The sequence below is a fragment of the Candidatus Woesearchaeota archaeon genome (assembly GCA_016214075.1).
GTDB lineage: Archaea > Nanobdellota > Nanobdellia > Woesearchaeales > DSVV01 > JACRPI01.
Window position 1 is genome coordinate 1 of the sequence record JACRPI010000009.1, and the last position, 25,549, is coordinate 25,549.

The following is a 25,549-nucleotide window of genomic DNA, read 5'->3' on the forward strand; positions in this document are numbered from 1 at the left end:
TAGGACACATAACATTGGACAAAGCGAAGAATTATCTCGAGGCGCATCACGCCAAAGCCACTCTTTACTGGAATCCCATCCCCGAAGCGAAGCGGAGGGGCGAGCGAAGCGAGGCCTTTAGGCATGGGAGGATGTCAATTTTCTTTTAGAAATCAAATTCTAATAAAAATAAGCCCCCGAAGGGAATTGCACCCTCGACCTGCGGTTCTTTTGACGTGACTAACGTCAAAAGTTTATGACGCTAGTCCTTTCATACAAAACCGCCGCAATGGCTACTATGCTACGGAGGCATTCTGATTCTCTTAGAAATGCAGTTTGTTTAAAAAGTTTGTTGAAAAGTTGGCAGAGATACATCTTCTAAAATTCTGTATCCGGCAGACCAAAGTGTGGTTCGAACGTCTTGCCTTCAGGTTTCCAGCTTTCCATATCCATCATTTTTTTGACATGCGCCTGTAACTTATACATATCATTCAGCCCTTCTTTCTTGTATGTTTCAATGCTTTTCTTGTAAATTCTTTTCCAGAAAATATCAAACATCGCCTTCTTGAAATCAGATCCTTTCTTTCCTTCCCAATCAGGCATTCCAAAATGGAGATACGAATGCACAATCACTTCAAACGTTCCTTTACTTACCTTAATCTTTTTCCCCTGATGCATAATCTCCGCGTCTTTAAATTTCTCTCCAATCATATTAATCTTGATTGCTTTGTAAAATTCAACTCCTTTACCTGGTCCTCCTTTTAATCCGCCACTGAAAACTCCCAGCCCTTTTTTTGGTCTCCACCAGACATAAAAGAGTTTTCCATCTTTCTGCGTTTCACTGAGATAAAAATATCGTTCTGGAAATCCAACTGTATCTGAACTGCAATATCCTTCTGCAATCAACCAATATCGGAGGTCTTTGTAAAATCGCTTAAGATCGAAGTATTCTCCAACTGCTTTTGCACGAAAAAAGCCAATATGAATGTCCATAGTCGTTTTTTTAGTGTTACTGGGATTTATATGTTTCGAATATATCACTGGTTTAGTAACCAGTGGACAACATTTCGAATTGCGATTCGTAATAAATTGAACACCGTTCAATCAGTCCACCTTCATTTTTTTGAAGGTGCTCTATTCGTAACATGCTCAAGAACCACCTTGATCATGCCACCGATTTATAGTGACCGAAGGAAGCGGTGATTGGTGGTTCTTGACATGTTTTGATTTTCATTGCGCATTTACAACAACAAACTTAATATAGGGACAGGGGAAACTTCTGTTTAGGTGAAATAATGCTTATCGGTCTTGTTGGAAAACCATCTGCTGGGAAATCAACGTTTTTCAAAGCAGCAACCCTTGCAAACGTGGATATCGCAAACTATCCTTTTACGACTATCAAACCAAATCACGCAGTCGGCTACGTTCGCATGGATTGTGTGGATAAAGAATTCAACAAACAATGCAATCCTCGGGTTGGGTATTGCTTGAAACACCAGCGTTTTGTTTGTGTGGATCTTCTCGATGTCGCAGGCCTTGTTCCAGAAGCATATTTGGGCAAAGGAAAAGGGAATCAATTTCTCAATGATTTAAACCAAGCAGATGTTCTTATTCACATTGTTGATGCGTCGGGTTCTGTCAACGCGCATGGAGAACCTGTTGATACACTCAGTTATGATCCTGCACAGGATATTCGCTTTTTGGAAGTTGAATTAGACATGTGGTACTTGCAAATTATCAAAAATGGGTGGGACAAATTTGTCAGACAAGTACAGCAAGAGAAGACAAAAGTGAGTCGTTCCATTGCAAAACAACTTTCTGCTGTTCGTGTGACTGAAGCACTCGTTGATGATGCAATAAAGAAATTTCATCTTGATCCTGAAAAAATTACGAATTGGACTGAAGAACAACTCAAACAACTTGCATCGTATTTTCGCCAGCACACAAAACCAATGCTCATCGCAGCAAACAAAGTAGATATTCCAGGCGCTGACAAAAATTATGAACGTCTTGTTAAAGAATTTCCGCAGTACAAAATAATTCCGTGCTCTGGCGATGCAGAATTAGCACTTCGTGAAGCAGCAAAACATGGCATCATTGATTATATTCCCGGAGACGCTTCTTTCACTCTTCTTGCTCCTGAAAAATTAAATGAAAAGCAGAAAAACGCTCTTGCATTCATGCAAAAAAATATCCTTGACAAACACGGAAGCACTGGTGTGCAAAACGTTTTGAACACTGCTGTGTTTGATCTTCTTGGCTATTTCGCTGTTTTTCCTGGTGGCGTGAACAATCTTGTTGATTCGCAGGGACGCTGCTTGCCGGACTGCTTTTTACTTCCACCAAAATCCACTGCGCTTGATTTTGCGTTTAGAATTCACACCGATATTGGAAACAAATTTGTCCGTGCAGTTGATGTCAAAACACGGATAAGTCTTGGAAAAGAACATGTCTTAAAACATCGCGATGTTGTAGAAATTATGACGAGTCGCTAGTTTCTTCTTACTTTTTTTAATAGCCTTCTTCTTCCATTATGTTTTGCACTGTTTTTACTTTGACGTCATATTCTTGGAAAAGTTGGAATAACTCTTCAATCTTTTCTGGGTCTTCTGCATAGTTTTTTTCATGGAACACAATCCCCATATATTCTTCTGTTTGCGGTTCTTGAAGATAGGATTCAATTTGTTCCAATGTTAATGACATTTTTCCTACTTGGTATTGCGCATGTCTCAGGGAAATGACACTATGATCATTGTATGTATTTGTTGTGGGGTTACTCAGAATATCTCCTTCTGGATCTGCGCCGCCATCTGTTTCATAGATGATATCCTCTGGCCAATCATAATCGACATCTTCTTCTGCTCCAATGCCTGCGACAAGCACTTGTCCAGAAACAGGGAGTTGATTTACAAGATTCATCATCTCTTCGACAGTTCCAATATATTTGAGATAGTCTTTGTATTCCTCTTGATCTGTGTATCCATTCCATCCTCCATGATGTGGACCATGATGATGAAGACCAATCTCATGTCCATTTGCTTCCCAACTTCTGAGCAGCGTTAGTTTCTCTTCATCATCGAGAATGTAGGTTGCCCATTGTGGATTAAAGACAAGGGATAGTTTGACATTGTATTCATCCGCAAGCGCGACGAGATTGACGAGATCTGTCCAATGCAATGCAGGATAGTCTGTTGTGCTTGGATTACTTCCTGGTTCCATATGAATAGAAATAAATGCAGTGTTTATGGTGTACTTTGTCTCATCATTATTTGAGATCTCTGCTTGCTCTTCTTCATCTGCTCTTTGTTCTTGTTTTGGTGTTTTTTCAAACGTTCCTTTCTCACAAATCTTTTTCTCTACTGTATCTACTGTTCCATCGCCATTCATGTCACAGTTGGTGTCTTCGCAGCTTGTGAGCATTAAACACAACATAATAATTATAATCAAAGATATTTTCTGCAGTGATTTATTCATATTCTTCTCCTACTCATACTATCTATTTTAATGTTTCTTTTCGAAACTTATTTAATCTATTCCTTCTCTACATTGTTTATGTATAAACGTTTTTTGTTCCTCTCTTGTTTTCTGTTTCTTTCTCTCTTCTTTTTACTCGGGTGCGAAGATGAAAACGCAGCAATTGCTTCCTGTGGCGATGGTATTTGCGACCCAATAGAAGCAAAACTTGACAAATGTTCTCTGGATTGTGGTACTTCTGCTCCTTCTCAGATGGATACTCTTTCTCAGAAGACTTCTGCAGGCCACTCTTTTGTGACTTATATCTCTTCTGAAGGAATTGGCAACATTGTCGTCCAAGTGACACTTCCGGAAATTCCTCGCTATGACGAAGGTGCACCACTCCTTGTTTTTGTTTCTACTTTCTTTACTCCTAAAGAGCCTGTTTTTGATACAGAATTCATTGATGTTACAAAATTAGGTTTTGCTCATGTGACATACTTATGGCCTGGAAAATCTGATCCTTCTGGTGTTTCTAGTGAAGGTATTTATGATTATGGTGGAGAAGATTCTTTACAAGCATTACGCGATGTTATTCACTTTACTTCAGGCGATATTCCTGATGCTTATGGAAATTATATTTCTGAATTAAGTGAAGTTCCTCTCTTGACTGATAATGTTGGATTATACGCATTCTCTCATCCAGGCATTGCTGCAACGAATGTCCTCGCGCTCTATGGAGACGAGCTCTCTGTTGCTTACTTTGTTGGAAGGGAAAATCCTACTGTTCCTGCACTTTCTGCAATGGAATTGGGGTATTGGGATGGAAAAACTCCTGTTCTTAATTCATTGTATTCTTACCCCCATGATTATTCTTCTGCAGCTATTTCTTTTGATTATTCATTTCTTTTTTGGGATGACGAGAATCATATTCCTTATTTTGATTTGAATGGAAACAATGTTCCTGATGGAACTGACTTTATTCACGGAACGCAAATTCCAAGCATGTATGGCAAGGACATTTACTCTCCTGAACTTTTACAGGCTCTTGTTGACAATGGTGCATTGTCTTTAGATGATTGGCCAAGCGATTTGACTCTTCCTTCTGATGCAAAAGAACTTTGGAGTTTTAGACAGACGGTTCATAATTATGCGAAGCTTGCAACAAAAATTCCTGATTTGAAAGTGATGCTTGTTTTTGCAGAACAAGATCATGTGCAGCCATTATCAGATAAACCACACATTCATCAAGCGTATGATGGATTTACAAATGCCGGGTTATGGGTGCGTTTAAACCCTGACATTTCGTATGTTACTTCTTTGAATAGTGCATTAATCAGTCCTGATAACGATGCAAACACAGAACCTATAGATTGGCTTGACATTGAAGATTGGGCACATTCAAATAAAAATGGTGGCACTGCTTTTGTTCCTCTCGCAGCTGTTGCAGAAATGGCTGATCGAATGTATATGAGTAATTGGAGTGAAAATTTGGACAATGTGCTCGTAGAATATGATGTTGCGGATCTTCGTTAATTTGTTTGTTGCTCTTGCTTCAATTCCTTACTTCTCTTGAAACTTTCCGCGACATCAATGATATACTTTCCTTCTTCAAGCCGATAGACAATAGGTTTTTCTTTATTCATTAAGTTGACAATGTCTATCTCAAATTTTCCTGCTTCAACGACATTAATCGCTTCAAAATCAAGAACAACAGGCTCATCATGAACACCAGCAATTTCTGTAATCTGTTCCATGATTTCTTTCTTCTGGTCATCAGAAAGTTGTTCCTGCACTTTTTTCGCTTTCTTGATTTTTGTTTTTTTCACAAAGAAAAAATGCTTACTCCCGCAGTTGCACCCTTTTAAGATTTCTTCTGCTCCATCACTGAAAAATGTTCCGCATTTGACGCATTGGTGTGGCATTGTTATCGCTTCTTTTTTCCAACATCTGTAAATACTTGGATTTTTTCTGGATCTTGCTTTATTTCTTTGACAATCGACGCAGGGCCAATAATCGTCATCCCTCCTCTGTCGCCAATCAACATGTTGACCATACTTTTCTTTATTTTTTCTACAATTGCCGCGCTTTCTTTCGCGGCAGGATCAATAGTGCCAATTTCAATTCCCTTGAAATCATCATCAATCGCTTCCATTGTTTGCTTGATTAACTCTGTTTCTTCCTCTTTTTTTAACCTGCCTTCAAGCAAAAGAATTCTATTCTTCTTGACAATGTCGAGAATTTTTCCTACTCTGTCTTCTGAGGTCAGCGCTTCAATTTCTCCGTAGGGCATGTAATGTAGTGTGAGCATTTTAATCCTCTTTTATCCAGCGATTGCGAAAAGTGCTTCATAGAGCTGATCGACATTTGTTCCATTTTTCGCGCTTATTGAAACAATATCATATTGTGGAAACGCAGCTTCTATTCGTTTGACATCTGACTTCTTCAAATCAACTTTATTCGCGACGACGAGAACAGGAATGTTTCTTGCCTGAAGGTTTCCTATGATTGTTATGTTGACTTGTGTATATGGATCTTGCGTTGCATCTAGGACAACGATGACTAAATCCATTTCATCAAGCCACTTGATCGACTCAATGACTCCTTTTGTCGCTTCTTTCGCGCGCTCTTTCGCTTCTTTTGTCTTTAATCCAGACTTCATGAAATCTTCATAATCAACTTTTGTCGCGATTCCTGGCGTATCGACAAGACTAAATGTGAGCTCATTGTCGTCTTTGCTCTTTATCGTGACTTGTTCTTTGAGTTGGATTTCCCGCGTTTCGTGCGCTATTGGAGAGACTGTTCCTAATTCTTCTCCGAGCCAATCTTGGCATATTCTATTTGCTAAGGTTGTTTTGCCTGCGTTTGGTGGGCCATAAAGTCCGATTTTCCACTGCTTTTTCTTGCGGAAGATGTCTCTAAAGACCTTTTTTATGAAATCATGGATATATTGGAACATGTGTTTTTTACGTTTGGCGTGATTTAAATAATTTGTGCTCACTGAACGGTGTTTTTAGAAGGAAGTTGTTGTGGGTTGGGGGTGAATTTTCTCAAAATCGTTGCAGAATTCTTTCTAAATCTGCTCGTGGATCACCATTCGCAGTAATAATGTCTTGCATTCCTGCAGTAAGAAGCTGTTCTCGTGCACTCTCTTCTTCTTTGTCATATACTCTAAATCCTATAATTGGAGTATCGCTATTAACCCCCTGCTTTACTTTTCTTATAAAATAAGCGGGAACTTCCCACCATTGTTTTCGATCCCTGCATCTTCTTTCTAAAATTTCTTGAATCTCTGGATCTTCTTCCACATCAAGTAATTCTGGTACATCTGTCCCTCTCATAAAAGGAGTTCTTGGATTAAGAATAATTCCTTCGTATCTTGTTTCTCTTATTGCATATAACCCTGACGCGAAATACGTTCTTATATCTACACAGAGTTCATCACGAGGAGTATAAAGGCTTTGTATTCTATTTCCTTCTATCCAAAGTACATTCTTCATTTTGGAAAGAAGCCATTTTTGCTTTAAGAAGCTTATGATGAAAATGGGGTTTTGTTGTATTAGTAACGGACATAAATAAGATATACTTGTTGTCCGTTACTAGAATAGTAAACGACATGAATTTGTATGCGTCAATTGTGTCGTTTACTATATTTTCACAACACATATATTCTTCTTGTTTTCTATCCTAATACTATGCAGAAAAATATCCTTGATATCATTAATGAACAAGATATTGTTATTGGTCAAGCAACAGAAGAAGAAGTTCGTGAAAAGAATCTTTTGCATCATTCTGTCCATCTTTTGATTGTTGATTCTCACAACTGTTTGTTCTGCGCTCATCGAATTACTGGAAGACCTATTTACTCTGGCTGGTGGACTATTCCTGGAGCACACGTTCGCTCTGGTGAGACTTATGAGAAAACAGTGGTACGCTTCTTAAAAGAGTTGAAAATTCATGCTTCTTTCAAACAGTTGCACAAGATTAGAGTCGACGATGGCTTTGAAAATGAATGGAGCATGCTGTATCTTTTGAAATTTGATACTACTCCGTTTCTTGCTCCTGAGAAATTTCAAGAGGGTAAGTTCCTTTCTTTATCTCGGATTCGTACATTGTCTCAGAAAGAAAAAGTGACGCCGTATTTGCTGGCTGCGTTGGAGTTTGTTTCACAGGAATAATTTTCCTTATTGTCTTTTTTATTTTATTCCATCAAAAAGATATAGGGATTCAAAAGCGTTGCTGGTGCGTGTGTTTGCATTGCTTGGGGATCTAATGTCCTGTGTTCACTTTTGGTTTCTTTGGACCAAAAAAACCGTAGTTAGGGTGTAATCTTTTTTTTAGAATATAACTCATAATTCCAACAGGGAGGAAAAGTATAAGCCCTAGAATTCCTTCACGTAACCCAAATATGGGATAAATCAACGCAACAGCGTATATATACGCAATTCCTTTTCTAACCTCAAGCAAAATTATTAACTCTAAAAGAATATTCATGTTTAACCAAAAAGATATAAGAATTGGCCATATTGCAAGAGTTTCAATTACAAGATATATTATTGCGGCTATTTGTAAAACAAATAATGTTAGGACATAATAGAAAAGTGCATTATTCAATCTTTTATTTTGCTTTAAATCCTTTCTTTCAGGATATTGTATTAAAAGTCCTTTCCAAAGTCCTTCTCGATAATTTTTCTTCAAGTGTTCTTCTATTTTAGCTTTTGGTGTTTCTTTTTCAAGTTCAACTTCAATATATTTCTTGCATTCTTTCAATGACATATTAAAACTCCACTTTAATCTTCACTTCTGCTGTCACTTCTCTCTCGCCTTTGCCAAACACTATTTTCTGTGAAATTGTTGTTGCCGCAAGATCGTCAAACGCCGCTTCCAATCCTTTATGCTGCTCTTTTGGACATTCGATGTGCAACACTTTAATTGGTTCTTTCAACGAAACATTCTTCTCTGATTTGACTTTACGGACCGCGCTAATTATAGAAACAACCATGTCTCCAATCTTTTCATCTTCTTCATTGATCGCTTTTAGATCCGCGACTGGCCATGCACTGTTATGAATACTCTTGCATTTTTCTTTCTTCGCAAAGTATTCCTGATACACCGCCTCTGTAATGTGCGGCATAATTGGTGCCATCAGTTTCAAAACAGTGATAATTCCTGTATAGACGCCATACTGCGCCGCTTGCCGCGCTGCTTTTCCACGTTTGTCGGGATTATAGATTCTGTCTTTGACAATCTCGAGATAATAATCACAGAATTCTTTCCAGAAAAACTGCTCTGTTTTTGCTCGTGTTTTGGAATATTCATACTCCTCAAAAGCATCTGTCGCTTCGACAACCATTCTGTTTAATTTCGCGAGCATCCAGCGATCCATGGGCAAGAGTTTTTTCTTGTCTACTTTTTCTGGTTTGAAATCCTGCACATGCATCAACGAGAAAATGGACGCATTCCACAATTTGGTGATCATCTTTTTTCCTGTGACTAAATCTTTTTCCATGAATGGCAGATCATCTCCTAACTTTGACCCTGCTGCCCAGAATCGTAATGCATCTGCGCCATATTTGGTGATTACTTCTTGCGGTTCCACAACATTGCCTTTTGATTTACTCATTTTTTTGCCATGCGGATCTAACGCGTGGCCCGCGATCATGATCTCATTCCATGGATTCTTGTTTTCGCATAATCTGCTCTTGACGACGGTGTTAAAGAGCCAGAAGGTGATAATGTCGTGCGCTTGTGGACGCAAAGACATCGGGAATAATTTTGGGTAGAGCTCTTTGTAGTCTTTTCGTTTTTTGAAGAGTTGGATCGCAAGCTGCGGGGTTAATGAGGATGTTGCCCACGTGTCAAGAACATCTTGTTCTGGAGTGAACTCTTTTGAACCGCATGTGCATGCTTTCTTTGGTTTGTCCACCAGTGGATCAACAGGGAGTTGTTTTTCATCCGCAATCATCACTTTTCCGCATTTTTTACAATACCACACAGGGAATGGAACACCAAAAAATCGTTGTCTGCTAATACACCAATCCCATTGCAGTCCTTTAATCCAGTTTTCGTAGCGGACACGCATGTGTTCTGGATACCATTTCATTTCTTTTCCTGCCGCAAGGAATGTTTCTTTGAGATCTAAGTAGCGGATGAACCATTGCTTTGTATTGAGAATTTCGACATTTGTCTGACAGCGTTCGTGCACATTGACCGCGTGCTTGATTTTTGTTTGTTTAACAAGAAGGTTGTGAAGTTTAAGTTTTTCAACAATTTTTGTTCGGCCTTCAAGTATTTTAAGTCCCGCAAACTCTCCTGCTTTCTCTGTCATGAATCCTGCTTCACTAATCGATTGGATAAGGGGAAGATTGTGCGCTTTATACCACTCAATGTCTGTTTGGTCTCCAAACGTACAGCACATCACCGCTCCTGTTCCTTTTTCTGGATTGACACGCTTGTCCGCGAGAATCATGACTATTTGATTGAACAATGGAACTTTTGCTTTTTTGCCGACAATGTTCATGTATCGCTTATCTTCTGGATGGACAAAAATCGCGACACAGCTTGGTAAGAGTTCAGGTCTTGTTGTCGCGATGAGAAGATCAAACTCTTTATTCGCATCTTGGATCTTGAAAATAATGTCGTTGAAAAAGCTGTCTTGTTCGACGTCTTCTAATTCTACCTGCGCGATTGCTGTCTGGCAAGACGTGCACCACATTGTTGGCGCTTCTTTTTGATATTCTCGACCTTCTTTGTAAAGCTGGATGAATGATTCCTGTGAAATTTTTCTGCAGTGATCGTTGATGGTGGAGTAAAATAAACTGAAGTCTGCGCTAATCGCAACATCTTTCCATCCTTGCACGAATGCTGGTCGGATTTCTTTTAATGTTTCGTTGCAGAGGTTGATGAAGTCATTTCTCTGCATCTTTTTTCCTTTGACATTTTTGAGCTTTTCAATCATTCGCTCTGTCGCAAGTCCATTATCATCTGTTCCAAATGGATAAAAGACATTTTCTCCTTTCATTCGATGATACCGCGCGATAAAATCCTGCTGACTGTATGAGAATGCGTGTCCCAAATGCATTTTTCCAGAAACAGTTGGAGGAGGAGTATCAATACTGTATATTTTTGCTTTGCTCTTTGGGTTGAATAGGTATGTTTTGTTTTTCTCCCAATACTGTTGCCACTTCTTTTCTTCGATGAGTGGATCGTATTGTTTTGGAGTGGGTTGTGAACTATGAACTGGCTGGGAAGATTGTGCCTGTTTTTGCTCCTGCTTCTCTTTGTTCGTCATACACTTCTGCAATAAGAAGGGATATTTAAAGATGATGGCGCATTGTTTGTTAATCTTCTCTTGTTTTTCTTTATCAGCGAAAAATAACAACAATAATGGCAGTTGACGGCCAAAATACTGGTTTCGCAACAGTATTTTGTCCTACTCGCCACCCCGAAGGGGCCAACCCCCGGCTCGCCAACGCCATTGTTGTTATTTTTATACCCTCTATTCAAATAATACAAATTTTTATTAACCTGTAGTTCCAAAATACCCTCATGACTATCGGCATTGTTCTTGGCGGAGGAATAACAGATGAAGGAACACTCCCTCGCGATGTGCAAAAAAGAGTGCTCAAAGCTCAAGAACTTCTTCAAAAAAAAGTGATTCGAAAGATTATCCTTTGTGGAGGTTCTACAAACAAAAAATTTTCAAAACTCACTGAAGCGCTTCTCATGGCGACACTCCTTCTTGAGAAAGGGGTGAAAAAAAATGTGCTGCTTCTTGAAGAAAAGTCTAAGGATACTATTGGGAATGCTGTTTTTGCGAAAGACATTGTCTTAAAGAAAAAATTAAGCTCTGATGTTGTGGTGATTACAAGTAATTATCATCTTCGTAGAGCATTAAGCATTTTTCGGCATGTTTTTGGAAGCGGCTATATTGTGACTGGTAAGGCAAGTCATGGCTATTTCTTACACCGGTTTCGCGTTATTCTTCGCGAATGGGAAGAGAAACAGCTCGAGACCTTGCTTTTAGAAACCATTCCTATGGGTGATCACAAAAAAGCATTGAAATTTGTCTATAAGCACGTTGGAAAGCAGAAGAAAAAGTGACCAATAGTTTAATAAATTATCCATGATCTCCTTTTCTTATGGACAAAGCAACACTCCTTCCATGGACGCTCAAATACGAACCAAAGACATTCTCTTCGTACGGCTTGCATCAAGAACAACTCCAGCAAATGCTTTCTTTTTTTCAAAATTTTAAAAAACAAAAGCGAAAAGCGATGCTTCTTCATGGACCAACGGGGTGCGGCAAAACCGTTGCAGTGCACGCGCTTGCTCGCGAGACGAATTACGAACTTATTGAGATCAACGCATCGGATTTTCGCAACAAAGAACTTGTGCTTTCTATCATCGGCACCGCGTCAAAGCAGATGTCTCTTTTTTCCGCAGGCAAAATTATTCTTGTTGATGAAGTCGATGGCTTATCAGGCAACCAAGATCGCGGCGGAATTTCTGCTATCGAAGAAGTCATTGATGGCACTGCTTTTCCTATTTTTTTGACATGCCAAGATGCGACTGATAAAAAAGTGAAGTCGCTGCTCAAGAAAGTTCAAGCTGTCGCGTTTCCTCCTCTTTCCCATACATTAGTTGCTGATGTTCTTAAAAGAATATGCCTTGCTGAAACCATTTCTTTTGATGACGCTGCTTTGAAGACGCTTGCTCGCCAATGCGATGGAGATTTGCGCGCAGCAATCAACGATCTTCAATCGCTTGGCACGCAAAAGATTACCATGGAACAGATTAATCAGCTTGGATTTAGGAATAAACAAGAAGCAATAGAAGACGCATTGGTTAAAGTCTTTAAAGTGAAAGACGCTGGTGTCGCGCTTGCTGCGTTTGACAATGTTCATGAAGATCTTGATAAGATCGCTTTGTGGATTGATGAAAATCTGCCAAAGGAGTACTTGGATCCCGCTTCTCTTGCGCAGGCGTATGATTATGTATCCAGAGCAGATGTGTTTACTGGCAGAATCCGACGCTGGCAGCATTGGGGATTTTTGGTGTATGTCAACGCATTGCTCAGTGCAGGTGTCGCTGTTTCCAAGACAGAACGAAATAAAAATCCTGTCGCGTATCAACAAACGCAGCGGATCTTAAAGATGTGGATCGCGAAACAAAAATATGCAAAACGCGTAGGAATTGCAGAGAAAATTGCAGCGAAAAATCATATTTCTTCTTCTTACGCTGTGCAGCATATTGTTCCGTATGTGAAACATATATTCAAAAATAATGAAAAAATGCGTGAGGAGATGGTTCGTGAGTTTGAATTTGACGCAGATGAAGTGGGATGGTTACAGGCGTAAGTCATCACCTTTTTATAGTCTAAAATACCTCTCTCCTTTATGTCTCGTGTTTCTCACGTTCGACCTATTGTTCAGCATTTTACTCCACGTCGAGTTCTTGGCGCTGTTGCACACAATCCTGCATATCTTCTCGAACTTCCGTGGATGGCTCGCGCGACAGTTGATTGGGGAGTCCGCGCGGTGACTGAGAATTTTAATAATAAAGGAGAACTTAAAACATTTTTCGATGATCCAAAAACAAAAGATCTTGACACTATTGTTTTCGCGATCCACGGTTATTTCGCAGACAAAGGACATTTCGGACCTGTGCACCAGCGCGTTCTTGAAGAAGAATATGGCGTTGGTTTTTTTGCACCGCAATACGGTACATTTCGCGATATTAACTTAAGTGCGCGTTATCTTGGAACACACGTGAAAAATATTCTTCGAGCAACTGACGCCCGTGTTGTTCTTTATGGTCATAGTTTGGGTTCGCTCGTCGCGTTGAATTTGTATTATGATCGTCTTACTTCAACTGAGAAGGAAAGAGTCTCTCATCTCCTTCTTGTAACTGGTCCACATCATGGGACTCCTGAAGCACGACGTGGATATGGATTTAGCGCATACCAAATGCGCGCGGAAAGTGATTATATTCGTTCTTGGGAACATCGTTATCCGACGCTTCCTGATGGAGAAAAAGTTTGGGCACTCACTGCTCCTGCTGACGTTGTTGTTCCTCGTCCTTACGCGGATTTACCCATTCCTGCTGCACATAACATTCTCTTGTTGATTTTGGCGCTTCTCGCGCAACAACGCATATTAATCTTCTTTATAGTAGAAGGGTTGCGCATGCGCTTGGTGGGATTGTGGCTGGAGGTTGAACGCGCCGACAAGAATCGCTTCTCCAGTATATCTTGTTCTGACTGCTGGAGAATGATGTAAATATGTTCTTTCTGTTGTTATTCCTTGTTCTGCAACAAATGCCTGTAAAGGACAACCAACTCTTGCATAAAAATCTGTTATTGTTTCAGGAATAAGGCTATCAAGACTTCCGCCACCTTCTTTTTGCGGTGCTTCACCATGTCGTCCAAAAACAAGTATCTTTCTGTTTGTCATCACTGTCTACCCCTTACTTTATACGTCTGTTTTTCCAGTATTTATAAAGTTTTCGGTCTGTTGTTACTGCTGAGTGGTTTATCGAGTGGTAGTCTTTACTCAATTTGTCTAAACAAGAAAAAAAAAGAAATATAATTAACAATCAACGCAATATGTATTTCCACAGCAGGTATTGCAGAATCTTTCTGCACCTGTGTTATCTAGCTTACATCTTCTTTGAACTAATTTGAAACAGGTATCATATGAACATGCTACTTGTCCTGTCAGATCGTTTGATTCTGTGTTTTCTTCAACATAAACTTCTCCTTGTGTTGTTGTTTTCCCAAGAAATAGTGTTGCTATTCCTACTAGTGCAACGATTCCGATTATCATTAATATATACTGACTTGTTTTTTCCATAGTCTCACTTTTTTTATCTTGGTCGTGTATGTCCCCAATATTCCAATGCTTGCCGCAATTCCTTGCTTGTCTTTGCCGCATCATCGACATGAACTCCATCCATATACGCTTCGACTGCTTCGCGCATTGCTTTCGCTCCAGCATAACTTCCGTTTGGATGGCCATGAACTCCTCCACCTATCTGGAGCATAATATTTGTCCCCATTCTATTCAAAACATCTTCTACTAAAATGGGATGAAGTCCTCCCGAGGATACTGGGAACACTGGTTTTGTGCCATACCAATTTTGTCCTAAGGAATGTTCTTGCGCATTTGCTTTTGCAGTTTTCGCAGTGATTTGTTCTTGAATATTCTTTACTTCTTGTGCTCCACCAACAAGCTTTCCCACTCCTGCTGTTCCAATATGCAAATTGTCGACACCAAGTAACCTGACTGATTTTGCTAGATTTAACATAGAAAATCCATGCGCAGGAATTCGTGTAAATGCGCCGTGGAACGCACGATGCGCGTGGATTGCCAATCCCAGATCCTGACAAATCTCCCGCAAAGAACTTACTGCCATCCAGCCGCCTGTGCAGATGTCAATCATCACATACTCGCCGCCTTGCTTTGCGACAAACTTCGCTCGCTTTTCCATTTCTTGTACTGTTGGCGCGGTGACGTTAATCAAATAGCTTTTTTTGTCTCCTGTCAATTTTTCCGCTTTGTCACGAAGTTGTAAACAGGTTTGGACACGTCGCTGAAATGGATTAAACCATTGGTTGGAGAGATTCTCATCATCTTTTAAAAGATCAAGACCTCCTGTCCAGATTTGCCAGCCAACGCGCGCATGCTCCGCGGTCGTCATGCCTACTTTTGGTTTTGCCACAGATAACATTAATGGTCGCTTCTTTTCATTGAAGATTTTTCTCACGCCATGAATTCCAAATTGCGGTCCTGGAAAACTTTTGATCAACTTTTTTGTGTATTGAATGTCTTGCAAGCGTAAAGAGTCCACTGCTTTCATCCCAAAGACGTTTCCTGCAATAGACGCGAAAATTTGCGACATATTTCCTGGTTCAAAATGCTCTTCAGGATACGCAATCTTTACCCAGTAATTTCGTGGCGCGATTTTTTTTGCTTCATACACTTTTGCAGCGACTTTTTGAACGTGCTTGTAGTGCAGCGCTTTCACTGCTGCCCATGTGCCAACACTGGATTCTGACGCAACTGCGCCCAACGCTGTTGTGTCTTTCTGCCAACTTGGCACTTTGACGTGAAAAGTCGCAACTAGATCTGTTGTTTTTGGTTTGTAGTTGAGTTGGACGAAATCATCATAGCCTGCCATATAAGAGCACCTCTTTATTTAATCTCTTTTTGCTGATAGAAGTATTTATAGGTTTGGTTTTTTTCAAACTTCTTCATTCATTGCTCTTTATGAACTATGAATGGCAATTAGCGATTGTGTTCTATTCACCCCTTCTAACATTTGGATTTTTTGCGTAATCACTTCGTCAAACTCTTCGACATCATGAACCCGAATAATACAAATCATGTCAACAGTGCCAGAGACAATATCCACATGCTCCACAAACGAAAATCGTTTCATTTCATTCATAAGATCATATTGGGATTTTTTCTTTTGCTTCAGCAAGGGCAGATTGACTGAAATTAATACATAGACAACAAAATTTCTTCCTATTTTTTTATGGTCAAGATTAATGGTAAAATTCTTGATGATTTGCTCTTTCTTTAATCTTTTCACGCGATTATAGACTGTTGTTGTCGGGAGCAATAATTTTTTCGCAATCTTTCTTGTTGTATATTCTCCATGCTCTTGCAGCACTTCTATAATTCTCTTATCAATATTATCTAATTCATACGTCATTTTAGAACAAATGTTCCATATTCTATTTAAATTTTGTCTTATTTATCTCATTTGTTCCAAAATAATGAGAATACTGTTATATACAATAATTGATATCTCTCCTGTTTATGGCAATTCCACTCTCTCCTTCCTCCAACGCTCCCCGTTCTTTAGATGGTTCTTCGCCTGTTATTCATCGAAGAAGAATTACAGATGACCAGTTGGAGCAATTAGTGCTGCATGAAATTCAACAGCATACTGATTTTACGTTGTTTCTTCCTCCTTGCACTCCCAAATATCATGGTTTCTATCATGACAAGCATCCTCATCGCCAGCCAAGACCTGAAGATGAGGAAAATTATCGTGTGTTGCGATCCAGACCGGAATTTTCAGGGAAAAAATTTGACATTTCTTCTTCACATCCTACTGTTACTGTGGTCTCTACAGGAAAACCTATTTCAGAATTTGTTCCGTATTATGTTTGGCATGAAACGTCAGGTATTCATTTCTATAACTTAACAACAGGACAGACAACGACTGGGAGACATGCAACTGTTGATCTGAATCATTTTGCTCATCCTCATGCTCTCGCACGAGTTCATAATGATCCCAAAGCTCTTATTCGGCAAGTAGATCGTGCATTTGGACCAGCTTCTTCAAAAAGTGACGGGCGTTTTTTGGAGATCGATCCTTCTTTGCTTAAGGATTTTACGTTACATTACGGCCATAGTGCGCTTGTTCAAGAAGGGGGCATAGAATATTTTGAGGAACTTATTCTTCCCATAACTCTCCGAAAAATATTTTCTGTTGATGTCGTTAAGGATACTTCTTCTTCATCCGTGCACATTGATCGCTCTCCAAAGCCTCTCGAAAGCAAATATGTTGTCACAATAGAATACCAAGGAGGAGTAAGAACAGATAATCTTGCTGGAAATATTGTTGGCGCTGAATGTAGTGTTCTTGACGTTTCTTCTGTCAAAAAAGATCAAAACTATGCTGTTCAACAACAAACACATACTCGAAAGCTGATACGCCAATGGATAACAGGAGTTAGCGCAGGGCTTGTTTTACTCACTGGCGGCATTCTTGGATATCGTTCTTCTGATCATTGGGCAATTTTTCATACACAAAATATTCTTCGAGAGGGAATGGTTTTAGGTGATCCTTCTTATTACAGAAATCAGGCAGAACAGGAACAAGCAGGCGCCTCTCCAGAACGACAGTCTCTTGTCGCGACAGTTATCGCAGATTATCTTGTCTTGCAGGATAATGATGCACTTGCTCGCTCTTATTATTCTCGCGCAGTTTCTTTTAATTCCCATAATTATTACGCACGCTATGGTGTTCTTATTACTGATGTTATTAGCGGAATTGGCTGCACAAAAACTGTTCGCGAGGAAGAGGTTTCTTATCTCTTCTTTACGCAAAAAGAAACGATTCCTTATTATACTTGTGGATGGAAAGATGAAAATAATCGCGCTCTTCAACACACGCACGCAGATCGGCTTCTTGCTGATCTACGAGGAGCAGGTACTGATGCATCTTTAGAAGCATCCATTATTACTGCGCGCACCCTTTCCGCGTCTTCACTTCCTATTGTCAATCAAAACTATGGGTTTGTTAAGCGATCTGTTCAGTATGCTTCACAACTAAAAGTAGTACAGAAAACTTTTGATGGAGGAGGAAAACAATGAAACCAACATTTCAACCAGCTAAGACTATAACCACTGTCCCCCCAGGATATGTTGCGGTTGTTCGAGATCTCGGTGTTTATCGAGATTCTGTTGTTCAGGATAGAGTAGCCGCTTTCCCATTTTGTAGCGATATTGCATTCGTTTCCTGCTCTCCTGTTCAGCAAGAAGAAAGAATACAAATCACTACAAAAGATGCACGACATGTTCCTTGGAAGTATGCACTTGAGTGGACTATTACTAATCCTCTCGCTTACATGAAAACAGCTCCTGAAGATGTCGAGCAGCAGCTTGTTCGCATTTCAGAAGCAGTGATTCAACGTGTTATTAGTGGTGAAAAAACATTGGATGATCTTCTTCATCATCATAAGATAGTTGCTGAAGAGCTTAACCAGCAGCTTTCTGAATCAATTGCTTCTCGAAATTGGGGAATCTCTCCTCGATTCCTTCTTACACAGCCTTATTTTCCTGGTGTTGCTGTTGATGAGGTTGAAGGATTGCGGGCGCGATTAGAGCAGGTGTATCCCCTCCTCCAAGAAGAGGTTACCCTTGATGTACAACTTGCGCGATCACGTCTTGTGGGAGAGGCAGAGGCATACCGCGCAGCGAAAACTGTTGAACTGGAAATGTCTACTGCTCTGATCCGTGAACTCGCAACTGCGCGTGCACAGGGAGCAGAAGCATTTGCTGCTGTTTATAAAAAGTATATTGATGCTTTGTCTACCTCTTCCCAAAAACTTGGAACAAGCGTTGATCCTATGATTTTAGGATATGCATTCCTCTCTGTAACAGAGCACGTGTTTGCTTCCAGCGGTGTTGAAGGCACAGATCCTCTTCTTCAGCAAATGAAACAAAGACTTGATACTCTTTGTGATCAGAGAATGGAGGGAAAAGGCATTGCTGCAAAAGCAGAAGCAGCAGGCATACCACCTCTTTACGCATTTGGCGCTGATACTGCAGTTGGTATTATGCGTGAATTGAAAGGCGTACACGCATCTACGACAGACACATTAGATACCACTCTTCAAAGAAAATATGGGATTGGGAAATAATTGGATTTTACTCTTCCATCTTCTGTGGTGGAGAAACTTCTTTGCCTAAAGAAAGGAATGGCGCGCCAGCAAAGAATTGCGCAATCACGCCAGGAAGCGTATCCATCGCAACACGAATTTGTTTTGTGGTTTCACGATCTCGCACTGTGACTGCGTTGTCTTCCAACGATTCAAAATCTATTGTAATACACAGCGGAATGCCCATCTCATCGCCTCGCGCGTAGCGTCGTCCAATGCTTCCTGATTTGTCATATTGACAAACAAACTGTTTTTGTAATTGGACAAACAATTCCTGGGCTTTGTCTTTGAGTTTATTGACCAATGGGAATACTCCAATTTGTACTGGAGTGAGTGATGGATGTAAATGGAGGACCACATTTTCTCGCGCTTTATCTTCTTCATACGCGTCAAACAAAATCGCGAGGAACAATCGTTCCACTCCCTGACTTGGCTCTGCCGCGACATACGGCACAATCTTTTGTTTTGTTTCTTCGTCATACATGACGATTGGTTTTCCAGACATTTCTCCATGCTTTGTTAAATCATACTGCGTTCTGTCTGCGTTTCCATGAATCTCTTTCCAGCCAAACGGAAATTTGTATTCGATGTCAAAACACGCGCCCGCGTAATGCGCAAGCTCATCTTTTCTATGTTCTCGAATTCGGATATTTTCTTTTTTGATTCCTAATTCCATAAACCATTCATAATACGCAGCAAGCCAGTACGCATGCCACTTTGTCGCGAGTGATCTTTCCACAAGCTGCTGTAATGGAATTTCGGTATGTTCTTTTTTGTGCTCCTGTTGTTCCGCAGAAAGAAGTTGCACTTTCAGATCTTTGACTCCTTCATAGAATGGGCAATCCTGCGTTTTTTCGGGATGGACAAAAAATTCAATCTCCATTTGCTCGAATTCTCTGCTTCTGAATAGGAAGTCTCTTGGACTAATTTCATTTCTAAACGCTTTTCCTACTTGCGCAATTCCAAATGGAAGTTTTGCCCGCGCATTGTCCGCGACAAGATTGAAATTGATGAAAATACTTTGCGCTGTTTCTGGTCGGAGAAATGCAGTGTTCTTTGTTCCCTGCGTTGGACCCACTGCTGTTTCAAACATCAAATTGAATGGTTTTACTTCTTCAAACTCTTCGCCATTCTCCGCGACAAGTTTGTGCTCTTTGACAAGTCTGTTTACTTCTTCCGCGGTAATTCCTTCTGTGTCTATACTGAGTTTTTCCGCAAGAAATTGGTCCGCTCTGTATTTGATTTTTGTTTTCTTTGATGTGAGCATGAGATCCGCGAAACACGCCGCGTGCCCGCTCGCTTCCCAGACTTTTCTGTTTGTGATGATAGAGCCATCAATGCCGAAAATATCATTTCTGTTTTGGACAAAGTGCTTCCACCACTGGCGCTTGATGTTATTCTTGAGTTCAACGCCTAATGGGCCAAAATCCCAGAATCCCGCAAGACCACCATAAATTTCCGCGGTAGGATAGACAAATCCTTTCCTCTTGCAAAATGCAGCCATTTCTTCGATTGAGATACTCATACTTCAACAGAAAAACAAGGGATTTATAAAATTTCAGTTTTCCACGGCTCCCCTTAAACATTCTAAATAGATTGTTTCATGCGCAAAAAATAACAACAACAATGGCATAGACGGTCAACTTTTTGGCTCTCTTTTTCTTTGCAAAGCCAAAAAGCTTGCCCTACTCCGTAAAATTTGTTTCACAAATTTTACTCCGTCTGGCCATGTTGTTATTTTTTGCATGAGAAAGACACACCGGCTTGAGCGCTTCATGCGAAAGCCTGTGTGTTAAGACGCGACTGTTAATGGAGCGTCTTTTGTTTACTCTTTCATCATTACTGTTTATATGCTAAGAAAAATTCTCTCTCACAACAATTCTCTCAGAACACCGAGTCCTAAACAACCTACTATCCAGACATACCAATTCGCGGGGGAAGGCATAAGCATGCCCATACCAATAACTACTATCGCAGCGAATCCTATTCCATAACTCATACTATAATCCTTCTTTTCTTTCTGCTGCTTTTCTGCTTCATACATTTGCTGCATGCTTATATTAATTTCTGCCATTCCTACCCCCTCAGATGCTGGCGATATAGTGGACGCAATTACTCATCGTAACTTGTTTGCGTCCACGGAATAGTAAACGCACTTTTATTATGGTTATTTGGTGCGTTTATTATAATAAAGAATGCCTTCAATGAGGCCTAGTCCATGAAGGCATTCGTGAACTTCTTCGCTGCTCAGGGTATAGTAGGCAATCTTTCTATTTATCACTATCTTTAGAAATTATATAGAAGTTAATACTTTTTGATCAAAAACTAAGCAAGCAAGGGATAAACTTTAATTTCTATAATTGCCGCAATCAAAAGAATAACCAAACTACCTGCCATCACTATTGCCGCGTCTTTCACAATCTCATTAAATTTTGGTGAGAATAATTCTTCTCTCAACGCTGCTTTGGAGACGATTCCTCCCACAATCGCCGCGGTAAAATACGGCAACGCTTCCATAATCATGTGCGGGAAAAACGGTAACACTGTTGACATAAACACGGTGACTGGATTTAATCCTGTTGAAGAAAGCAATGCTTGCTTCGCGAAAAAGCCAATGACGACACCCCAAACGGTTGCGTTCCACGTGATAAAAACAATTGCTCCTGCGCCGTAAATTAACGATAACAAAAGGCAGACGACAGTAACAATGAGGTTGTTGATGAAAATGGATGCGATTGTTGGAGCTCCTGTGCCTGATGCCCAGCCAATGAGTGTTGTCGCTTCTCCTTGTATGCCAATCACTTCAAACATTGGTTCAAAGAATTTAATGATCGCTTGTTCTGGGAATGTAAAGGAAATAATACTGAAAGTGATGAAAATCCCGAGGAACATGTAGAAATATACTTCAATAATATCCGCATGATCCTTCCACAGCTGTTTTCCAATCCAATATTTATCTTTTGATCGTGCTTGGTTTTCTTCGATCGTTAATAGCGCATTTAAAGAAGGGAGGAGGAGGATGGAAGTGAACGCGACTGTCATCATGCCTGGATTCGCGCCAAAGACGAGTTTTGCGCTGATCGCGCCGACGATAGAATAAATGAATCCTAACAAGAACGCGTGCCGTGGTTTTTTTTCAATCCAGTCTGGTTTAAAGAGTTGTTCTAAGACCATGGTCTTTTTCTGGTGAAGGAGGTATTTAAGATTTGCGTTTCAAAATCTTTATATAACTGTGCTTTATTCAGGTTTTCGGTGATCACATGCAAATTAAAGACCTACAACCACGACAAGGAAAAGTTGAAATTACTGCTATTGTTGCAGAAAAAGGAGAGCCACGAACAGTAAATTCAGCAAATTTCTCAGGCACTGTCGCAAACGCGAAGTTGAAAGACGAATCTGGAACAATCAAATTCAGTTTATGGAACGACCAAATCGCTCAAGTGAACGTTGGCGATACAGTAAAGATTTCTAACGGCTATGTTTCTGAATATCAAGGAGAAATGCAGCTTTCTACTGGAAAATTCGGGAAAATGGAAGTGGTCAGTAAAGGAACTGACGCTCCAGCTCCTTCTGCTGCAAAGGAAGCTCCTGCAGCGAAAAAAGAAGAAGTGTATGATGATTACGCGGATGATGACGCCGCTGACGAAGAAATTGTCGAGTAACAAAGTATATAAATCATGAGCTTGATCTTTATTTTGCTCCCATCTATAACGGGGCGGTAGCTACAGCCTGGGAGAGCACACGGCTGAAGACCGTGGGACTAACTAACGACCTTTCGTTTTTAGTGCGGAATGTCGAGGGTTCAAATCCCTCCCGCCCCACATTTTATATTTTAGAATCTCATTGATACATCATTTTCTGCACAAACAGAACAAACCAGAATACTCCTGTTATAGCAGCAGTAATCGCAGTATAGAACAATGAAAGCGTATAAAGACAATACGCACCAATAAATAAACATACGAATGTTGGAACAGAAGTTGCATGTTTCATAACTCCTTTCTTTTCTTTAAACCCATGCCAGATTTGTGGCACTAGAGAAATTGCAAAAATAGTATTGGTAAATGTCATTACAATATCTTGCCAGACCATGTCGTATCAGCTTGTACTTACATTATATTCCAGAACATATTCTGTTGGGTTGTACAGAAGAACTCCTCCTGCGGTGACATTACTGCAAGAAAAATAACTTTCTCTCACTCCTTCCATAAAACATCCTTCATAAAAATCAAACTTTCCATCATTTAAAAAATTGTTAAAATCTGCTCTGCTTTTGACAACATACACATCGATATTCTCAGAACTCTGCGTTTCGACAAGAATTTCTCTCTCTTCATTCTGCTCATCAAACGCATAGTATACTCCATACCCTGCACCAAGTGAATCTGTTATTATTATTGGCTCTTCTCGTATGCTTTCCTGCTCTGCAATATCAGCAGCAACTATGCTCACAATAAACGCAAAATAGAGCGCGACAAAGATGAGCATAACAACCATAAGCAATCCTACATTCACTGCAACTGCCCATCCAGCCTTTCTTGCATCTAACTTGTGAATTATTTTATATGATTTAAATAAAATTACATATTTCCAGACACAATAAAGAAGCGCAATTATACTTGACAAGAATGGGATAAAAAGAAATGGCATAACTAGCGGTGTTATGTAATCTGTAACTGCTGCAAAATCTTTGAAGCTCTTTGCTTTTCCTCCAAAACAAAGTCCGATTCCGTACTTAATCGCAAGCGTAACAAGATTCACTCCATATCCTATTAAAGGGAATAACAAAAAGAATGCAACAACAATATACCAATATGTGGCAAGTGCTGTGCGTGCTTCAGGAATTAGCAGAGCAATAATAACTCCTATCATCCCGTATAAAAGAAAAACCATAATATAGCTAGAAAGAAGATATGCGATTGAATATCTTTGAAATGCTTTTTCATCATTTCCCAACTTTTTGTACGTTTCTTCTTTTAATGCAATAATATCAATAACATCGTTAAGGTATCCCATTGTAGAAAGAAAGATTGTTGTGTATTTATGCTTTGTGTTATTTTTTAGAATATACCACTCCCCAATCCCTTTTGTCCAGTGCTCTTATTCTCGGTAAATTGTTTCCACAACCCCCACTGGACACGCTGCTGTGAAGTATATAAAGAAGTTTGCTTCGTATATTATTAAGAAAAAAGGTGATCAACATGGACCAACACACAATAAGCCAGCTATTTTTTGACATTATGAAACGAGAAACAAAAGCATTATTCAAACCAGTTAATGGCAATGAATTGCGCATTGAAATTGGACATCGATTAATATAGAATCAGGAGGTATTTCCTATGGAAAAAAATAACCGCGTGTTACTACGCGATTTAATACGAAGAACAGAAGAACGAGAATGTATCGAAGACGTGTACAGCGTCAAAAACATCGAAGATCCGGCAGACGATGATGTCATGACCAGTGCAGAACATGGCTTTATGCTTGGTTATACTTCGTAATCACACTCTTTCTTAGCCAACAACCCTCTTCATTTCAGTTGCAGGTGTTCGCATCTGCAATTGGGATGTTTTTTTATGAGCGGTCTCCGTAAACAAACGACAAGAATTACATTAAAAAACAGAATTATTATAAACTTGATAGTCTTAGAAATAAGTAGGTAGACACCATGGATGTTATTAGTGACAAACAAATAAATGAATATCTCAATGAAAAGAAGATCTTGCCTAAAACTTTTAGGCCTTCTTTAAAAGAGAAGAATTATTATTTACAGTATGAACATGAGATTAATGGAGAGTTAGGAAATATCTTCAAAATAATAATAAGACAATCTAAGCAAAATCCTTTAGACTTTTCAGTCATCTTGGGAGTTGTAATTGAAAATACTTTATTTCGACTTAAAAGATACAATGGAGATTCACATGATCATCCTAATAGTATTGAGAAGACTAAGGTGAGCGGGTTTCACATTCACATGGCGACCCAGCGATATCAGGAAGCTGGGTTTAGGGAAGAAGGCTTTGCTGAAAAGTGTATTAAATATAATGATTGGAAAGCTGCTCTCGATTTAATGCTTAAAGAGAATAACTTTATTTTTGAAGTAGACAAAGAACAAAAAAGGCTGAATTAAAATGAACAATGAAACAATCTTAAAACAATTCAAAGAGAAAGTTTCAGAGAAGATTTATTTAGAACCACGGGGAGTGGGTAGATTTTCTATTAAAAATCCTTACATTTTTGAAGATGGAGATAATTTAGTAATGGTATTAAAGTATGAATCTGAAAAGAAAAGATGGATAATTAGCGATGAAGGACATACATTTTTACATCTTAGCTATTTTATGGATGATAAAGATTTTTCTAAAGGCACCAGAGAAGAAATAATTAATAAAACTAAAAAAATGTTTAATATTTATGAGAGTAATGGGGAGATGTATATAGTTGTAGAGAAAAATGAGTTTGGAGATGCTTTATACTGCTTTGTTCAGTGCCTTCTAAAAATAACAGACATTACTTATTTAGAGCCTATCCCATTAGATTGACCTCCATGTAATTATTCCACATGCGAGATGCAATAATCCTATGTAAGCATCTGGTCTTTTAGACCAACGAATCAATAACCCTCTAAATCGGTTGAACCAACTATGTGTACGTTCA

Annotated in this window: 28 protein-coding genes and 1 tRNA gene; 13 read left to right on the forward strand and 16 right to left on the reverse strand. The window is 39.5% G+C overall.

Annotated elements, in window-relative coordinates; genetic code table 11:
* Nucleotides 1-357 precede the first annotated feature (357 nt).
* Nucleotides 358-972, reverse strand: a complete 615-nt coding sequence (locus tag HZC31_01835; GenBank protein MBI5002101.1) for a hypothetical protein — start codon at nt 970-972, stop codon at nt 358-360.
* Between the two features lie 302 nt (nt 973-1,274).
* Here HZC31_01835 and HZC31_01840 point away from each other — a divergent pair, with 302 nt between their 5' ends.
* Complete coding sequence (locus tag HZC31_01840; GenBank protein ID MBI5002102.1) at nt 1,275-2,474, forward strand: redox-regulated ATPase YchF; 1,200 nt, start codon at nt 1,275-1,277, stop codon at nt 2,472-2,474.
* 16 nt (nt 2,475-2,490) lie between these two features.
* Here HZC31_01840 and HZC31_01845 read toward each other — a convergent pair whose 3' ends face one another.
* Nucleotides 2,491-3,453, reverse strand: a complete 963-nt coding sequence (locus tag HZC31_01845; protein ID MBI5002103.1) for a hypothetical protein — start codon at nt 3,451-3,453, stop codon at nt 2,491-2,493.
* 78 nt (nt 3,454-3,531) lie between these two features.
* Here HZC31_01845 and HZC31_01850 point away from each other — a divergent pair, with 78 nt between their 5' ends.
* Nucleotides 3,532-4,968, forward strand: a complete 1,437-nt coding sequence (locus HZC31_01850; protein MBI5002104.1) for a hypothetical protein — start codon at nt 3,532-3,534, stop codon at nt 4,966-4,968.
* On the opposite strand, the gene HZC31_01855 is transcribed toward HZC31_01850, so the two are convergent.
* The 4 genes from HZC31_01855 to HZC31_01870 form a co-directional block, all read right to left on the reverse strand.
* Nucleotides 4,965-5,357: a hypothetical protein gene (locus HZC31_01855; protein MBI5002105.1), complete on the reverse strand. Its 393-nt coding sequence runs from the start codon at nt 5,355-5,357 to the stop codon at nt 4,965-4,967. The two genes, HZC31_01850 and HZC31_01855, sit on opposite strands and share 4 nt — an antisense overlap.
* Nucleotides 5,358-5,359: 2 nt before the next feature.
* Nucleotides 5,360-5,743, reverse strand: coding sequence for a DUF2073 domain-containing protein (locus tag HZC31_01860; protein MBI5002106.1), 384 nt, complete (start codon nt 5,741-5,743; stop codon nt 5,360-5,362).
* 12 nt (nt 5,744-5,755) lie between these two features.
* The gene (locus HZC31_01865; protein MBI5002107.1) at nt 5,756-6,391 is read right to left on the reverse strand and encodes a 50S ribosome-binding GTPase; all 636 of its coding nucleotides are present in this window, start codon (nt 6,389-6,391) and stop codon (nt 5,756-5,758) included.
* 91 nt (nt 6,392-6,482) lie between these two features.
* Nucleotides 6,483-6,932, reverse strand: coding sequence for a hypothetical protein (locus tag HZC31_01870; protein MBI5002108.1), 450 nt, complete (start codon nt 6,930-6,932; stop codon nt 6,483-6,485).
* Between the two features lie 195 nt (nt 6,933-7,127).
* Between HZC31_01870 and HZC31_01875 the strand changes: the two genes are divergently transcribed.
* Nucleotides 7,128-7,610, forward strand: coding sequence for an NUDIX hydrolase (locus HZC31_01875; GenBank protein ID MBI5002109.1), 483 nt, complete (start codon nt 7,128-7,130; stop codon nt 7,608-7,610).
* A 91-nt stretch (nt 7,611-7,701) separates the two neighbouring features.
* Here the strand turns inward: HZC31_01875 and HZC31_01880 are convergent, their stop codons facing one another.
* Complete coding sequence (locus HZC31_01880) at nt 7,702-8,208, reverse strand: hypothetical protein (protein ID MBI5002110.1); 507 nt, start codon at nt 8,206-8,208, stop codon at nt 7,702-7,704.
* 1 nt (nt 8,209) lies between these two features.
* Nucleotides 8,210-10,723, reverse strand: a complete 2,514-nt coding sequence (locus HZC31_01885) for a valine--tRNA ligase (GenBank protein ID MBI5002111.1) — start codon at nt 10,721-10,723, stop codon at nt 8,210-8,212.
* A 257-nt stretch (nt 10,724-10,980) separates the two neighbouring features.
* Here HZC31_01885 and HZC31_01890 point away from each other — a divergent pair, with 257 nt between their 5' ends.
* The 3 genes from HZC31_01890 to HZC31_01900 are packed head-to-tail and all read left to right on the forward strand — an operon-like array spanning nt 10,981 to nt 13,712.
* Nucleotides 10,981-11,535, forward strand: coding sequence for a YdcF family protein (locus HZC31_01890; protein ID MBI5002112.1), 555 nt, complete (start codon nt 10,981-10,983; stop codon nt 11,533-11,535).
* A gap of 38 nt (nt 11,536-11,573) precedes the next feature.
* Nucleotides 11,574-12,791, forward strand: a complete 1,218-nt coding sequence (locus tag HZC31_01895) for a replication factor C large subunit (GenBank protein MBI5002113.1) — start codon at nt 11,574-11,576, stop codon at nt 12,789-12,791.
* 39 nt (nt 12,792-12,830) lie between these two features.
* The gene (locus tag HZC31_01900; protein MBI5002114.1) at nt 12,831-13,712 is read left to right on the forward strand and encodes a hypothetical protein; all 882 of its coding nucleotides are present in this window, start codon (nt 12,831-12,833) and stop codon (nt 13,710-13,712) included.
* Nucleotides 13,713-14,021: 309 nt separating this feature from the next.
* Here the strand turns inward: HZC31_01900 and HZC31_01905 are convergent, their stop codons facing one another.
* From HZC31_01905 to HZC31_01915, 3 genes are all read right to left on the reverse strand, one after another.
* Nucleotides 14,022-14,285 (reverse strand): hypothetical protein, encoded by a 264-nt coding sequence (locus tag HZC31_01905; GenBank protein ID MBI5002115.1) that lies wholly within the window; start codon nt 14,283-14,285, stop codon nt 14,022-14,024.
* 13 nt (nt 14,286-14,298) lie between these two features.
* The gene (rbcL, locus tag HZC31_01910; GenBank protein MBI5002116.1) at nt 14,299-15,612 is read right to left on the reverse strand and encodes a type III ribulose-bisphosphate carboxylase; all 1,314 of its coding nucleotides are present in this window, start codon (nt 15,610-15,612) and stop codon (nt 14,299-14,301) included.
* Nucleotides 15,613-15,699: 87 nt separating this feature from the next.
* Nucleotides 15,700-16,152, reverse strand: a complete 453-nt coding sequence (locus HZC31_01915; GenBank protein MBI5002117.1) for an Lrp/AsnC family transcriptional regulator — start codon at nt 16,150-16,152, stop codon at nt 15,700-15,702.
* Nucleotides 16,153-16,259: 107 nt separating this feature from the next.
* Between HZC31_01915 and HZC31_01920 the strand changes: the two genes are divergently transcribed.
* Together HZC31_01920 and HZC31_01925 are read left to right on the forward strand one after the other, a co-directional pair.
* A complete protein-coding gene (locus HZC31_01920) occupies nt 16,260-17,825 on the forward strand; it encodes a hypothetical protein (protein MBI5002118.1) in 1,566 nt (521 codons plus the stop codon).
* Nucleotides 17,822-18,874, forward strand: coding sequence for a hypothetical protein (locus HZC31_01925; protein ID MBI5002119.1), 1,053 nt, complete (start codon nt 17,822-17,824; stop codon nt 18,872-18,874). The genes HZC31_01920 and HZC31_01925 overlap by 4 nt, the downstream gene beginning before the upstream one ends.
* A gap of 7 nt (nt 18,875-18,881) precedes the next feature.
* On the opposite strand, the gene HZC31_01930 is transcribed toward HZC31_01925, so the two are convergent.
* The 3 genes from HZC31_01930 to HZC31_01940 all read right to left on the reverse strand — a co-directional run bounded on the left by HZC31_01930 (nt 18,882) and on the right by HZC31_01940 (nt 22,066).
* On the reverse strand, nt 18,882-20,417 hold the full coding sequence (locus tag HZC31_01930) for a glycine--tRNA ligase (protein ID MBI5002120.1): 1,536 nt from the start codon (nt 20,415-20,417) through the stop codon (nt 18,882-18,884).
* A gap of 345 nt (nt 20,418-20,762) precedes the next feature.
* Entirely contained in the window at nt 20,763-20,966 is a 204-nt protein-coding gene (locus HZC31_01935) for a hypothetical protein (protein MBI5002121.1), read from the reverse strand.
* 251 nt (nt 20,967-21,217) lie between these two features.
* Entirely contained in the window at nt 21,218-22,066 is an 849-nt protein-coding gene (locus HZC31_01940) for a stage II sporulation protein M (protein MBI5002122.1), read from the reverse strand.
* 86 nt (nt 22,067-22,152) lie between these two features.
* On the opposite strand from HZC31_01940, the gene HZC31_01945 reads away from it, so the two are divergent.
* Nucleotides 22,153-22,554, forward strand: coding sequence for a hypothetical protein (locus tag HZC31_01945; GenBank protein MBI5002123.1), 402 nt, complete (start codon nt 22,153-22,155; stop codon nt 22,552-22,554).
* Nucleotides 22,555-22,604: 50 nt separating this feature from the next.
* Nucleotides 22,605-22,713 (forward strand) — tRNA-Phe (locus tag HZC31_01950).
* A 19-nt stretch (nt 22,714-22,732) separates the two neighbouring features.
* On the opposite strand, the gene HZC31_01955 is transcribed toward HZC31_01950, so the two are convergent.
* Nucleotides 22,733-22,984, reverse strand: a complete 252-nt coding sequence (locus HZC31_01955; GenBank protein MBI5002124.1) for a hypothetical protein — start codon at nt 22,982-22,984, stop codon at nt 22,733-22,735.
* Nucleotides 22,985-22,990: 6 nt separating this feature from the next.
* The gene (locus tag HZC31_01960) at nt 22,991-23,908 is read right to left on the reverse strand and encodes a hypothetical protein (protein MBI5002125.1); all 918 of its coding nucleotides are present in this window, start codon (nt 23,906-23,908) and stop codon (nt 22,991-22,993) included.
* A gap of 323 nt (nt 23,909-24,231) precedes the next feature.
* Between HZC31_01960 and HZC31_01965 the strand changes: the two genes are divergently transcribed.
* The 3 genes from HZC31_01965 (at nt 24,232) to HZC31_01975 (ending at nt 25,434) form a co-directional block, all read left to right on the forward strand.
* Nucleotides 24,232-24,393 carry a hypothetical protein gene (locus HZC31_01965; GenBank protein MBI5002126.1) on the forward strand — a complete coding sequence of 54 codons (162 nt, stop codon included), beginning with the start codon at nt 24,232-24,234 and terminating at the stop codon, nt 24,391-24,393.
* 167 nt (nt 24,394-24,560) lie between these two features.
* Complete coding sequence (locus HZC31_01970; protein ID MBI5002127.1) at nt 24,561-25,022, forward strand: hypothetical protein; 462 nt, start codon at nt 24,561-24,563, stop codon at nt 25,020-25,022.
* Between the two features lies 1 nt (nt 25,023).
* Nucleotides 25,024-25,434, forward strand: coding sequence for a DUF1828 domain-containing protein (locus HZC31_01975; protein ID MBI5002128.1), 411 nt, complete (start codon nt 25,024-25,026; stop codon nt 25,432-25,434).
* Nucleotides 25,435-25,549 lie beyond the last annotated feature (115 nt).